Annotated in this window: 14 protein-coding genes; 12 read left to right on the top strand and 2 right to left on the bottom strand. The window is 70.3% G+C overall.

The window, feature by feature from the left end; translation table 11 throughout:
- The first annotated feature begins 26 nt into the window (after positions 1 to 26).
- The 8 genes from dop (at position 27) to CLV67_RS19645 (ending at position 7,646) form a co-directional block, all read left to right on the top strand.
- On the top strand, positions 27 to 1,544 hold the full coding sequence (gene dop, locus CLV67_RS19680) for a depupylase/deamidase Dop (protein ID WP_106320383.1): 1,518 nt from the start codon (positions 27 to 29) through the stop codon (positions 1,542 to 1,544).
- 101 nt (positions 1,545 to 1,645) lie between these two features.
- Complete coding sequence (locus CLV67_RS19675; protein ID WP_106320381.1) at positions 1,646 to 1,861, top strand: ubiquitin-like protein Pup; 216 nt, start codon at positions 1,646 to 1,648, stop codon at positions 1,859 to 1,861.
- 144 nt (positions 1,862 to 2,005) lie between these two features.
- Positions 2,006 to 2,845: a proteasome subunit beta gene (gene prcB / locus CLV67_RS19670; protein ID WP_106320379.1), complete on the top strand. Its 840-nt coding sequence runs from the start codon at positions 2,006 to 2,008 to the stop codon at positions 2,843 to 2,845.
- 31 nt (positions 2,846 to 2,876) lie between these two features.
- A complete protein-coding gene (prcA, locus tag CLV67_RS19665) occupies positions 2,877 to 3,683 on the top strand; it encodes a proteasome subunit alpha (RefSeq protein WP_106320377.1) in 807 nt (268 codons plus the stop codon).
- 107 nt (positions 3,684 to 3,790) lie between these two features.
- Positions 3,791 to 5,149, top strand: coding sequence for a Pup--protein ligase (pafA, locus tag CLV67_RS19660; protein WP_106320375.1), 1,359 nt, complete (start codon positions 3,791 to 3,793; stop codon positions 5,147 to 5,149).
- A 23-nt stretch (positions 5,150 to 5,172) separates the two neighbouring features.
- A complete protein-coding gene (locus CLV67_RS19655) occupies positions 5,173 to 5,379 on the top strand; it encodes a hypothetical protein (protein WP_106320373.1) in 207 nt (68 codons plus the stop codon).
- A gap of 77 nt (positions 5,380 to 5,456) precedes the next feature.
- Entirely contained in the window at positions 5,457 to 6,104 is a 648-nt protein-coding gene (locus tag CLV67_RS19650; protein ID WP_106320371.1) for an O-methyltransferase, read from the top strand.
- A 60-nt stretch (positions 6,105 to 6,164) separates the two neighbouring features.
- Positions 6,165 to 7,646, top strand: a complete 1,482-nt coding sequence (locus CLV67_RS19645; RefSeq protein ID WP_239166421.1) for a GGDEF domain-containing protein — start codon at positions 6,165 to 6,167, stop codon at positions 7,644 to 7,646.
- A gap of 21 nt (positions 7,647 to 7,667) precedes the next feature.
- Here CLV67_RS19645 and CLV67_RS19640 read toward each other — a convergent pair whose 3' ends face one another.
- Positions 7,668 to 8,750 carry a DUF3866 family protein gene (locus CLV67_RS19640; protein ID WP_106320369.1) on the bottom strand — a complete coding sequence of 361 codons (1,083 nt, stop codon included), beginning with the start codon at positions 8,748 to 8,750 and terminating at the stop codon, positions 7,668 to 7,670.
- A gap of 10 nt (positions 8,751 to 8,760) precedes the next feature.
- Positions 8,761 to 9,732 carry a cation diffusion facilitator family transporter gene (locus CLV67_RS19635; RefSeq protein ID WP_239166420.1) on the bottom strand — a complete coding sequence of 324 codons (972 nt, stop codon included), beginning with the start codon at positions 9,730 to 9,732 and terminating at the stop codon, positions 8,761 to 8,763.
- Between the two features lie 67 nt (positions 9,733 to 9,799).
- Between CLV67_RS19635 and CLV67_RS19630 the strand changes: the two genes are divergently transcribed.
- From CLV67_RS19630 to tatA, 4 genes are all read left to right on the top strand, one after another.
- Positions 9,800 to 10,789, top strand: a complete 990-nt coding sequence (locus CLV67_RS19630; protein ID WP_106320618.1) for a helix-turn-helix transcriptional regulator — start codon at positions 9,800 to 9,802, stop codon at positions 10,787 to 10,789.
- Positions 10,786 to 11,775, top strand: coding sequence for a helix-turn-helix transcriptional regulator (locus CLV67_RS19625; RefSeq protein ID WP_106320365.1), 990 nt, complete (start codon positions 10,786 to 10,788; stop codon positions 11,773 to 11,775). Before CLV67_RS19630 ends, CLV67_RS19625 begins: the two co-directional genes overlap by 4 nt.
- 16 nt (positions 11,776 to 11,791) lie before the next feature.
- The gene (locus CLV67_RS19620) at positions 11,792 to 12,034 is read left to right on the top strand and encodes a hypothetical protein (RefSeq protein WP_170153934.1); all 243 of its coding nucleotides are present in this window, start codon (positions 11,792 to 11,794) and stop codon (positions 12,032 to 12,034) included.
- Between the two features lie 131 nt (positions 12,035 to 12,165).
- Positions 12,166 to 12,516, top strand: a complete 351-nt coding sequence (tatA, locus tag CLV67_RS19615; protein ID WP_106320361.1) for a Sec-independent protein translocase subunit TatA — start codon at positions 12,166 to 12,168, stop codon at positions 12,514 to 12,516.
- Positions 12,517 to 12,519: the final 3 nt, after the last annotated feature.

Here is a 12,519-nt window from a genome sequence, read left to right as displayed (position 1 = left end):
AGCTTCGTGGCGGACAGGGTGGTCGCATGAGCGTTCGACGGATTATGGGGACCGAGGTCGAGTACGGCATTTCGGTTCCCGGTCAGCCCGGTGCCAATCCGATGGTCACGTCCTCCCAGGTGGTCAACGCCTACGGCGCCCGCCCCGAGCTCAGCAGCAAAGGCCGCGCCCGCTGGGACTACGAGGAGGAGTCGCCACTGCGCGACGCCCGCGGATTCACCTACTCCGGGGCCGCCTACGACCCGGCCGAAGCCCTCGCCGACGAGGACCTCGGCCTGGCCAACGTGATACTGACCAACGGAGCCCGCCTCTACGTCGACCACGCCCACCCGGAGTACAGCACGCCCGAGGTGACCAACCCCCTCGACATCGTCAAGTGGGACAAGGCCGGCGAGCGGGTGATGGCCGAGGCGTCGCGCCGGGCCGCCACGATCCCCGGCACGCACCGCATCCAGCTCTACAAGAACAACACCGACAACAAGGGTGCGTCGTACGGCGCACACGAGAATTATCTGATGCGGCGTCAGACCGCGTTCGCCGACATCGTCGCCCACCTCACGCCGTTCTTCGTGACGCGGCAGATCTTCTGCGGGGCCGGTCGTGTCGGTATCGGCCAGGACGGCAGCGGCGCCGGTTTTCAGATCTCTTCGCGCGCCGACTTCTTCGAGGTCGAGGTCGGGTTGGAGACGACCCTCAAGCGGCCGATCATCAACACCCGCGACGAGCCGCACTCCGACGCCGACAAGTACCGCCGCCTGCACGTCATCATCGGTGACGCCAACCTGTCGGAGATCTCCACCTACCTCAAGGTGGGCACCACCGCCCTGATCCTCAACATGATCGAGGAGAAGGTGTTCACCGGCGAGCTGGGCATCGCCGACCCGGTCTCGGAGCTCAAGGCGGTCAGCCACGACCCGACGCTGGCGCACCTGATGCGTCTGCGCGACGGCCGCCGACTCACCGCCCTGGACCTGCAGTGGGCCTACTACGAGCGGGCCCGCCAGTTCTGCGACGACCGCTACGGCACCGACATCGACGAGCAGACCTCCGACGTGCTGGACCGCTGGGAGGACGTCCTGGAGAAGCTCGGCGGCGACCCGATGGTGCTGTCCGACAGCCTCGACTGGGTAGCCAAGCTGCGGCTGCTGGAGGGTTACCGGGAGCGCGAGAACCTGGGCTGGTCCTCGCCGAAACTCCAGCTCGTCGATCTGCAGTACTCCGACGTACGCCCGGAGAAGGGCCTCTACCACCGCCTGGTGGCCCGTGGATCGATGAAGACCCTGCTCGACCCGGACGCCACCCAGCGCGCGATGTACGAGCCGCCGGAGGACACCCGGGCCTACTTCCGTGGCCGCTGCCTGGCGCAGTACGCGTCCGAGGTGGTCGCCGCCAGCTGGGACTCGGTGATCTTCGATGTGGGCCGGGAGTCGCTGGTCCGGGTGCCGATGATGGAGCCCGAGCGTGGCACCAAGAAGCATGTCGGGGCGCTGTTCGACAAGTGCGACACCGCCAAGGATCTGCTCGAGGTGATCACGAGCCGGTAATAAAACACCCGTTCCGGCGGGCCGTTTCGTCACAGGTGCGAGGTAGGTTTTTCCCATCCCGATGTTGCAGGACTTCGGGTGGCTTCTGAAGGGGGACATCCATGGCAACCCGAGACACAGGTGGTCAGTCGCAGAGTGGCAAGGGCCGCAGCGACCAGGAGATCGAGGACGTCACCGTCGAGGCCAATCCCGAGGTAGCGGAACGGCACGCGGAGATCACCGAGGACGTCGACGACCTCCTGGACGAGATCGACTCCGTCCTGGAGGAGAACGCCGAAGAATTTGTGCGTGGGTACGTGCAAAAAGGCGGTCAGTGAGCGTTTTGTCCGTTTCTAGGTGATCGGGCGCCGCCGTTTCGGCGGCGCCCGCCATTTCCTCCAAGACATGTCGATGATGTTGATCGCACCCGCACGCTCTGGCGGGATATTGTGCGTCAACTGCACGTACTCGAAAGGAACCACGTGGCGACGGGCTTTGATCCATCCGGGCGTCTACCGGATTTCTTCACCAGCACGGGGACGTCCTCCTTCACGCAGTTCCTGAGCCAGGCCGCACCGGAGCTGCTGCCGGGCCGGCGGCCGCTACCACCGGGCCTGTCCGCGGACATCGCACCGCACGGCACCACGATCGTCGCCATCGCGACGGCCGACGGTGTGGTGATGGCCGGTGACCGCCGGGCGACCATGGGCAACCTCATCGCCAGCCGGGACATCAAGAAGGTGCACCCGGCCGACGCGTACTCGTTGATCGGCATCGCCGGCACGGCGGGCATCGGCATCGAGCTGATCCGCCTGTTCCAGGTCGAGCTCGAGCACTACGAGAAGATCGAGGGCGCCATGCTCTCCCTCGACGGTAAGGCGAACCGCCTGGCCGCGATGGTGCGTGGCAACCTGGGCGCGGCCATGCAGGGCCTGGCCGTGGTGCCGCTGTTCGCCGGTTTCGACCTGGCGCCGGCCGAGGGCGTGGGCCCGGGCCGGATCTGGAGCTTCGACGTGGCCGGCGGCCTGTACGAGGAGACCGGCTACGAGGCGATCGGCTCGGGTTCGCTGTTCGCGAAGTCGGCGCTGAAGAAGCGCTACCGGGCCGGGGTGAGCACCGAGGACGCGATCAACCTGGCGGTCGAGGCGCTCTACGACGCGGCCGACGACGACACCGCCACCGGCGGGCCGGACGTCATCCGCAAGATCTACCCGGTGGTGATGACCGCTACGGCGAACGGCACGCACCGGCTCAGCGACGAAGAGATCACCACGGTGGCCGAACGCGTCGTCGCGGGGCGTCACGAGAACCCGGGCGGCTGACCCGCACTTCGAGGAAGAGAGGTAGCCACCTGTGGCCATGCAGTTCTACGCATCACCCGAGCAGGTCCAGAGGGACCGCTCGGAGTACGCCCGCAAGGGCATCGCCCGTGGCCGGTCGGCCGTGGTGCTCACCTACGAGGGCGGCATCCTGCTGGTCGCCGAGAACATCACCACCCTGCGCAAGATCAGCGAGATCTACGACAAGATCGCGTTCGCGGCCGTCGGGCGGTACAACGAGTTCGAGGCGCTGCGGCGCGGCGGCGTGCGGATGGCCGACATGGTCGGTCTCAGCTACGACCGGCGTGACGTGACGGCCCGGGCGCTGGCCAACACCTACACCCAGACACTCGGTGCGATCTTCTCGGAGACGCAGAAGCCGTACGAGGTGGAGATCTGCGTCGCGCAGGTCGGCGCGACCCCCGAGGCCGACGAGCTGTACCGGATCACCTACGACGGTTCGGTCATGGACGAGCCGGGCTTCATGGCCATGGGCGGACAGGCCGAGGCGATCGCGACGGTGCTGCGTGACCGGCACGACGCGACGGCTGAGCTGACGGTGGCGCTGGCCCTGGCGTCCGAGGCGCTGGGCAGTGTCGGCGGTGAGAACGGGCAGGCCCGCCAGCTCACCGACAAGCAGCTCGAGGTGGCCGTGCTGGACCGGCGGCGTCCGGGCCGGGCGTTCCGGCGGCTGACCGGGGCGGCGCTGACCACCCTGCTCGGGCACGAGTCGGTGTCGGACGCGGATCTGGGCGAGGTCGACGCGGCACCGCCCGCGCCGTCCGAGGGCAAACCGACCGAGTCGGCGGCGTCGGAGACCGCGGAGGGCACCGAGAAGTAAGCCGTGTGCATGATTGCGGGGCGTGGTCACTGCGACCACGCCCCGCAATCATGGAAAGGGCCGGTTGTGGGTGCCGCTGAACCGGTTTCTGCCGGTAGTGTTCTGACATGGAACGGCGAATTTTCGGCCTCGAGACCGAGTACGGAGTCACGTGCACCTATCGGGGACAGCGGCGGCTGTCGCCCGACGAGGTGGCCCGCTACCTGTTCCGCCGAGTGGTGTCCTGGGGACGCAGCAGCAACGTTTTCCTCCGCAACGGCGCCCGCCTCTACCTCGATGTCGGTTCCCACCCTGAGTACGCGACCCCCGAGTGCGACTCCGTCACCGACCTGGTCGCCCACGACCGGGCCGGCGAGCGGATCCTGGAGGGCCTTCTCGTCGACGCGGAGAAGCGTCTGCACGACGAGGGCATCGCGGGGGAGATCTACCTCTTCAAGAACAACACCGACTCGGCCGGCAACTCCTACGGCTGCCACGAGAACTACCTCGTGAGCAGGCACGGCGAGTTCGGCCGTCTCGCCGACGTCCTCATCCCGTTCCTGGTCACCCGCCAGCTGATCTGTGGGGCCGGCAAGGTGCTGCAGACGCCGCGCGGCGCGGTGTTCTGCCTGTCGCAGCGTGCCGAGCACATCTGGGAGGGCGTCTCCAGCGCGACCACCCGGTCGCGGCCGATCATCAACACCCGCGACGAGCCGCACGCCGACGCCGAGCGCTACCGCCGCCTTCACGTGATCGTCGGCGACTCCAACATGAACGAGGTCACCACCCTGCTCAAGGTGGGCAGCGCCGACATCGTGCTCCGCATGATCGAGGCCGGTGTGGTGATGCGTGACCTGACCCTGGAGAACCCGATCCGGGCCATCCGCGAGGTCAGCCACGACGTCACCGGGCGCCGCAAGATCCGCCTGGCGAACAACAAGGAGGTCTCCGCGCTGGAGATCCAGCAGGAGTACCTCGCGAAGGCCACCGAGTTCGTCGAGCGGCGCGGCGGCGACCCGGTCGCCAAGCGGGTCGTCGAGCTGTGGGGGCGGGTGCTCAACGCGATCGAGAGCGAGAACCTCGACCCGGTCGCACGCGAGATCGACTGGGTGTCGAAATACAAGCTGATCGAGCGCTACCAGGCCAAGCACGAGATCCCGATGTCGCATCCGCGGATCGCGCAGCTCGACCTGGCCTACCACGACGTGCGTCGGGGCCGCGGTCTCTACGCCCTCATGGAGAAGCGCAAGACGGTCGACCGGATCGCCAACGACCTGCAGATCTTCGAGGCCAAGGAGACGCCGCCGCAGACCACCCGGGCCCGGCTGCGCGGCGAGTTCATCAAGCACGCGCAGGAGAAGCGGCGCGACTTCACCGTCGACTGGGTGCACCTGAAGCTCAACGACCAGGCGCAGCGCACGGTCCTGTGCAAGGACCCGTTCCGCGCCTACGACGAGCGGGTGGAGCGCCTGATCGCCAGTATGTGAGAGCAGGTTAGGCTGGCCGGGCTATGACGACACCTGGCCAGCCTGACCTTCCCGAACCGCCCGAGACCTCCGAGCGCGAGGTACGGCTGAACCGGTTCGACCGCCGCCGCGAGAAGATCCGCCGTGAGATCCAGCGCGACCGGGAGGGCGACCACAAGGTCCCCACGTGGGTGCTGGCGCTGATCCTGGTCCTGTTCGTGGCGGGCTGGGCATATTTGATCTGGGGCTGACGCCGCGTCTGATCTGGGGCTGACGCCACACCATCCGGGGCTGACGGCGCCGCCGGGTTTGCGAAAAGCTGTCCGGTATGGCTGACATCATCGATCCCGCCGTCGGCGACTACCTGCTGACCCACTGCACGCCCGCCGACCAGGTGCTGCGCGACCTCGCCGCGGAGACCTGGGCGAAGCTGCCCGGCAACGCCGGCATGCAGATCTCGCACGACGAGGGCGCTCTGCTCACCATGCTGGTCCGGATGACCGGCGCCGAGTACGCGGTCGAGGTGGGCACCTTCACCGGATACTCGTCGATCTGTATCGCCCGTGGCCTGCGCCCGGGCGGCCGCCTGCTGGCCTGCGACGTGTCGGAGGAGTGGACAGGGGTGGCCCGCGACTACTGGGGGCGGGCCGGGCTGACCGACCGGATCGAGCTGCGGATCGCGCCGGCGATCGAGACGCTGCGGGCCCTCGCCCCGGACCCGGTGATCGACTTCGCGTTCGTGGACGCCGACAAGACCGGCTACCCGGACTACTACGCCGAGCTGGTGCCCCGCCTGCGGCCCGGCGGTCTGCTGGTGCTGGACAACGTGCTGCGCGGCGGCCGGGTGCTGGAGCCGCGGGATGCCGCCGACCGGGCGGTGGCCGGCCTCAACGACCACATCGTGACCGACGACCGGGTGGACTCGGTGATGCTGCCGGTCCGCGACGGTGTGACGCTGGTCCGCCGGCGGAGCTGACAACCGGCCCGCTCCCGTCCGGTCACCCGGGATGTCCCCGCTGTGCGGTCTCCTGAGGGCGTGTCGGAACAGCGCGTGCGGGCCGGACGGCCCGCGACGGTCTTCGCGGCGATGGCGGCTCTCGCCATCGCCGCATACCAGTTTCTTCCGGACCACCTGTGGTTGCGTACCGGCTGGCAGGTCGGGATCGGCTGGGCCGGTGTCGCCGCGCTGCTGATCGGCGCCCACCGGCTGCCCCGCCCGGAACGGCTGCCGTGGTGGCTGTTCGCGCTCGGGGTGTTCAGCAACTCCACCGGCATCGCGGTCGGCAACATCGCGGAGTCCTGGTACGGCCTGGTCGACCTGCCGACACCGGCCGACCCGTTCTTCCTCGGCCTCTACCCGGCCTGCGCGGCCGCTCTGACCGTCCTGATCCGTCGCCGCGACCGCCGGTCCGACTGGGCGGCGCTGATCGACGCGGCCACCATCACCACCGGGTTCGGGCTGTTGGCCTGGGTGTACGTGATCGCGCCGGTGGATCTGGGCGATCCGATGGACCGGCTTGCACACGCGACGCAGGTGGCGTACCCGATCGGTGATCTTCTTCTTATCGCGATGACCACCCGCCTGCTGCGTAGTGGAGGCAGCCGCGGCGCCCCGTTCTGGTGGATCACCGGCTCGTTGTCCGCGTTCCTGATCGGTGACAGCGCCTGGGTGGTCCTGGACAACATGGGCGAGACCGGCGAGGCGCTGATCGGCATCCCGTGGTTCTACAGCGGCCTCGAGTCGGTGTTCCTGGTGGCGTTCGTGCTGTTCGGTGTCGCTTGTCTGCATGGCGGAGCCCGTGAGGTGGCGGCGCCCGCCGACGCCCGCCAGGCCGGGCTCGGCAAGGGCCTGCTCGCGCTGCTGGCCGGGGCCTCGCTGATCGCCCCGGCCGTGCTGGCCGCGGAGACCGCCACCGGGCGGGTGGCCGACGGCTGGAGCATCGCGGCCTGCTCGGCAGTGCTGTTCCTGCTGGTGGTCGCCCGGATGGCGCTGCTCATCCGGCACGTCGAACGGCAGGCCCGCCAGGTCCGCGAACTGGCCCGCTCGGACGAGCTCACCGGGCTGCCGAACCGCCGTGCCTGGAACGACGAGCTGCCCCGAGCTCTGGAGCGGGCCCGGCGTAACGGTGAGCCGGTCTCGGTGGCCATCCTGGATCTGGACCACTTCAAGCGGTACAACGACACCTACGGGCATCCGGCCGGCGACCAGCTGCTCAAGGCGGCGAGCGCGGCGTGGCACTCGGCGTTGCGTGACGTCGACGTGATCGCCCGCTACGGCGGCGAGGAGTTCGTGGTGCTGCTGCCCGCCGCTGCCGTCGAGGAGGGCCATCGGGCGATGGTCCGGGCGCTGACCGCGACACCGCTGGGACAGACGTTCTCTGCCGGGCTGGCCGTCTGGGACGGCGTGGAGACGTCCGAGGAGCTGCTCGGACGGGCCGACACGGCGCTCTACGCGGCCAAGGGGGCGGGCCGGAACCGGATCGCGGTCGCCGGCCGGTCCAGCAGGGCGGCGGCCTGACGGCCGGTCGCGGGAGCCGGGTCAGTCCAGCAGGGCGGCGGCGTGACGGCCGGCCGCGGCGGCGGACAGGAAGTAGCCGTGGTCCTGGTCCAGTTTGCGGCCCATCGTGGACAGCGGCACGGGACAGGCGCGGAGTGCGGCGTCCAGCCCGTCGGAGGCGACGCGGACGATGCGGTGCCGTCCGCTAAGCGGGGCGAGCGCGGCGTCGACCAGGGCGGCGAGGGCCGGCTCGAGGCGGTCCGGCACCGGCAGGTCGGCGGGGGTGAGGGCGACCTTTCCGTACGCCGTGAGGCTGTGATGGGAAATGCCGCGGTGCCGGTCACGGCCGTCGCCGTCGGAGATCCGGAGTGAGCCGACCGGCCGTCCGCCGAGCACCGCCACCGCGTTGACCGCCTCGCCGAGTGCCACCCCGGAGAACCCCCACGTGGTGCCGGTGCCGAGATTGCCCGGCCCCTGGGCGACGATCGTCACGTCGGCGTGCAGCACATGCCGCGCCGCCAGCAGCCCGGTGTGCACGGTGCTCGCCTCGAGGTCGCCACCGAACGACTGCCCTGTGGTGATCGTCCCGGCCAGGTGCCCGCGCAGCCCGTCGAGGGTGCGGGAGAACCAGGCCGGCAGCGCCCCGCCGTCGGTCATCACGTAGGCGACGGCCGCGCCGGGGCGGTCGGCGTGGATCCCGGCCAGGATCGCGGGCAGGGCCGAATGCAGGTCGGCCGTGATCACCGGCATGCCGTCGATCGACTCGGCGGCCGCCATCACGGCCCGGTGCGGGGACGCCTCCTCGTCGACGCCGAGCCGGATCGGCTGCAGCGGGGTGTAGCGGGCCTTGACCAGGTGACCGCCGTCGCGGGTGTCACCGTCGCCGTCCGGGTCTGCGGGCAGCCGGTCGGGGAGGGCGACGACCAGCGCGTACCCGCCGGTGCCCAGCCCCATCACCAGCGCACCGACGTTGAGCAGCACCCGGTCGCCGGGTTCGGGCGAGCCGACCAGCTCGGGATAGGCCAGGGCGCGCACCGGTCCGTCGCCGGTGGTGACGTCCAGTTCGACGGCCCCGTGCCAGCCGCGTCGTACCGCCTGGACCGTCCCGGACCGCCATCGCACCATGGCCGCGACCCTATCCGCTGTGGGCGTCGCGGCCCCTGGTCGGGTCCAGGAACACGTACCGGATCCCCGGGAAGGTGTCCCGCAGGCGGCGTTCGGCCTCGTCGCAGGCGATCTCGATCTCCCCCGCCGGGACGTCGTCGGCGAAGTCGACCTTCGCCGCCACCAGGATCTCGCCGGGCCCGATCCGCATGGTGAACAGCGTCGGCACCGCGGTCACCACGGCGATACCGGCCAGGTCCGCGGCGATCCGGTCGTGAATCCGCTGCGGTACGGCCTGCCCGACCAGCAGCGACGCGTTGCTGTGCGCGAGAACCGCCGCGACCACGAGCAGGAGCAGGCCGATCAGGATCGAGGCGATGCCGTCCCACGTCTCCGAGCCGGTGACCTGGGCCAGGCCGAGTCCCGCCGCGGCCAGCACCAGACCGGCGAGCGCCGCGAGATCCTCGAAGAAGACCGCTTTCACGGTGGTGTCCGACGTGTGCCGCAGGTACCGGCCCGGCGTGGTGTCCCACTTGCGGGCCGCGCCGCGTACCTGCTTGAGCGCCTTGGCGAACGAGACGCTTTCGGCCGCGAACGCCACGGCCAGGACGATGTACGACACCAGGTAGTCCCCGGTGTGCTCACCCTCGACGATCGTCACGATGCCGTGGTAGATCGAGAATCCGGCGCCCGCGACGAAGGTGAAGATCGCCGCGATGAACGCCCAGACCCAGCTCTCCTTGCCGTACCCGAACGGGTGTTGTTCGTCGGCCGGTCTGGTGCCGCGCCGCAACGCGACGTAGAGGAACACCTCGGTGACGGTGTCGGCGAGCGAGTGGGCCGCCTCGGAGAGCATCGCGGCCGACCCGGACAGCAGCCCGGCGACCAGTTTCGCCACCGAGATGGCCAGATTGGCTGCGCCGGCGACCAGGACGGTGCCGACGCTCTCCGATTCCGTGGGCGGTTCCGCGGGCGCGGTTACCGAGGTTCCAGTGGAGGTCACGAATGCGGTCTTCCCCGGCACAGTGACGGATAACCGTCGCCCCGCGCCGCCTGCTAGCGTTGCGGCCGTGTCGCGCACTCGCACCGAGCGCCTGGTAAACCTGGTCATCTGCCTCCTGTCCACGCGACGGTTCCTCACCGCCGCGCAGATCGCCGCGACCGTGCCCGGTTACGAGCACGACCCGTCGGACCCACGCGATCACGAGGCGTTCCAGCGCAAGTTCGAGCGCGACAAGGCGGAGTTGCGTGAGCTGGGCGTCCCGCTGGAGACCGGTACGGCCAGCATCTTCGACCAGGAGCCGGGCTACCGGATCGCCCAGCGCGAGTACGCGCTGCCGGACATCCTGCTGGAGCCGGACGAGGCCGCCGCCGTCGGCATCGCGGCCCGCCTCTGGCAACACGCCGGGCTGGCCGCCGCCGCGTCGTCCGGCCTGGCGAAACTACGCGCCGCCGGCGTCGAGGTGGATCCGCAGGCCACCCTCGGGGTGGAGCCGGTGGTGACGGTCGACCCGTCGTTCGGCCCGCTCACCTCGGCCGCCCGCGACCGCCGGGCGGTGACCTTCAAGTACCGGGTGCCCGAGGTCGACGAGCCGAGCACCCGCAGGCTCGAGCCGTGGGGCGTGGTCTGCTGGCGCGGCCGGTGGTACGTGGTCGGCCACGACCGCGACCGGGCCGCGACCCGCTGCTTCCGGCTGTCCCGGATCGTCGGCGACGTGCGCGCCACCGGACGGCCGGACGCGTTCGAGCCGCCGGTCGGTGCCGACCTGATCAGTCATGTGGCCAGGTCGTCGGGTCCGATCGCGCGCAACGGCCGGGCCGTCGTCACCGTCCGGCCGGGCCGGGCCGCCGGGCTGCGCCGGCTGGCCGCCTCGGTGGTGCCGGGACCGGACGGGGACCGGCTCACCATCAACTTCGGCGATGTGGACTGGCTCGCCTCACGGATCGCCGGGTACGGCCCGGACGTCCGTGCCGACGGCCCGCCGGAGTTGCGTGAGGCCGTGATCCAGCACCTGAAAGAGCTGATCGCCCGGCACGAGACCCCGGCGGTGACGGCATGAGCACGCAGCGGACGCCGTCGGCGGACCGGCTCGGCCGGTTGCTCAACCTGGTTCCGTACCTCCTGGCCCGGCCCGGCATCCTGATCTCCGAGGCGGCCGCCGACCTGGGGGTCACCGACAAGCAGCTGCGCGAGGACCTGGAGCTGCTCTGGGTGTGCGGCCTGCCCGGCTACGGACCCGGTGACCTGATCGACATGGCGATCGACGGCGACCACGTGACGATCAGCCACGACGCCGGGATGGACAAGCCGCTGCGGCTGAACCCGGACGAGGCGCTCGCCCTGGTGGTGGCGTTGCGGATGCTGGCCGAGACGCCCGGCATCGGCACCCGCGACGGGATCGAGCGGGCGCTCGCCAAGATCGAGAACGCGGCCGGTGACCTGGCCGACGCCCCGGTCGCGGTCCGGCTGCCGGCCAACCAGAAGAAACTCGCCGCGATCCGCGCGGCGGTGGACTCGGGGCACGCGCTGCGGCTCACCTACTACACCTCGGCCCGGGACGAGACGACCGACCGGGTGGTCGACCCGATGCGGATGCTCATGGTCGGCGGCTTCAACTACCTCGAGGCGTGGTGCCGCCGGGCCGAGGCGACCCGGTTGTTCCGGATCGACCGGATCGACGGCTTCACCGAGCTGACCGAGCCGTCCGCGCCGCCGGTCGGGGCGGTGCCGCACGACGTGAGCGGCGGCGTCTTCCACCCCGGCCCGGAACTGCCGCTGGTCACCCTGCGGGTGGGCCGCGGCGGCCGGTGGATCACCGAGTACTACCCGGTCGAACAGGTGCTCAAGGACAGCCCGGAGTGGCTGGTCACCATGCGGGTGACCGACCTCGGCTGGGCGCAGCGGTTCCTGGCCGGTCAGGGCCGCGACGTGACCGTGATCGGCCCGCCGGAGCTGCTGGACCGGATCCGGGCGCAGGCGGCGACGGCTCTCGACCAGTACGCCGCGCCGCACGCCCTCGGGGCGGACTCCGGCGCGGGCCGCTAGGGTTTAGCGCGTGCTGATGTGGGTCTGGATCGCCGTGGTGGTGGTCGCGCTGTTCGTCCTGATCTTCGCCGCGTCGAGGGTTGCCGGGCGTCTCTCCGGTCTGCGCCGGGCCGCGACGCGGCTGCAGCGGCGCCAGGAGGAGGCGATGCTGCTGCAGGCCGGTGCCGAGCGGCTGCAGGAGACGGTGCTCGGTGTGCAGGAGCGGGCCGAGCGCGCCCAGGACAAGATCGCCGAGATTCAGGCGGCCCGCGGCCGGTGACCGGGAGGTTACCGACCTGTTGTCCAGCCTTACCAAGATCATAAGAAACCCGAGGCATCCGCAGGGCAACATCACCCGGATCCACACGTACGATGGACCCCGCAACCTGATCCGACCGACTGGAGTCTCCCATGGGTGCCTTTCAGACCTGGCACATCATCGTCCTCGTCATCGTGCTCGTGCTGCTCTTCGGCGCGAAGCGGCTGCCGGACGCGGCGCGGTCCCTCGGGCGCTCGCTGCGGATCATCAAAGCGGAGACCAAGGGCCTCGTCGACGACAACAACGACGTCGCGGAGAAGGCCGAGCCGCAGTACAGCCGCCAGCCTCTGCAGGGTGACGTTCAGCAGCCCTACCAGCAGCCGGGCTACCAGCAGCAGCCGCCGCCCGCCGGTTACCAGCAGCAGCCCCAGCCGGGCTACCAGCAGCCGCCGGCCCAGCCGTATGTCGACCCCGCGGTGCAGAACCGCACCAACGACCGCTGACCC

The organism is Actinoplanes italicus (assembly GCF_003001815.1).
GTDB lineage: Bacteria > Actinomycetota > Actinomycetes > Mycobacteriales > Micromonosporaceae > Actinoplanes > Actinoplanes italicus.
Note: the sequence above shows the minus strand (reverse complement) of the source record. Positions and strands in the feature narration are given on the sequence as shown.

Excerpts from the sequence above, each read along its gene's own strand:
- CLV67_RS19620 (WP_170153934.1), top strand. The coding sequence starts at position 11,792 with ATGTGGGTCTGGATCGCCGTGGTGGTGGTCGCGCTGTTCGTCCTGATC.
- CLV67_RS19655 (WP_106320373.1), top strand. The coding sequence starts at position 5,173 with ATGACGACACCTGGCCAGCCTGACCTTCCCGAACCGCCCGAGACCTCC.
- tatA (WP_106320361.1), top strand. The coding sequence starts at position 12,166 with ATGGGTGCCTTTCAGACCTGGCACATCATCGTCCTCGTCATCGTGCTC.
- dop (WP_106320383.1), top strand. The coding sequence starts at position 27 with ATGAGCGTTCGACGGATTATGGGGACCGAGGTCGAGTACGGCATTTCG.
- CLV67_RS19650 (WP_106320371.1), top strand. The coding sequence starts at position 5,457 with ATGGCTGACATCATCGATCCCGCCGTCGGCGACTACCTGCTGACCCAC.
- CLV67_RS19625 (WP_106320365.1), top strand. The coding sequence starts at position 10,786 with ATGAGCACGCAGCGGACGCCGTCGGCGGACCGGCTCGGCCGGTTGCTC.
- CLV67_RS19640 (WP_106320369.1), bottom strand. The coding sequence starts at position 8,750 with ATGGTGCGATGGCGGTCCGGGACGGTCCAGGCGGTACGACGCGGCTGG.
- CLV67_RS19675 (WP_106320381.1), top strand. The coding sequence starts at position 1,646 with ATGGCAACCCGAGACACAGGTGGTCAGTCGCAGAGTGGCAAGGGCCGC.
- pafA (WP_106320375.1), top strand. The coding sequence starts at position 3,791 with ATGGAACGGCGAATTTTCGGCCTCGAGACCGAGTACGGAGTCACGTGC.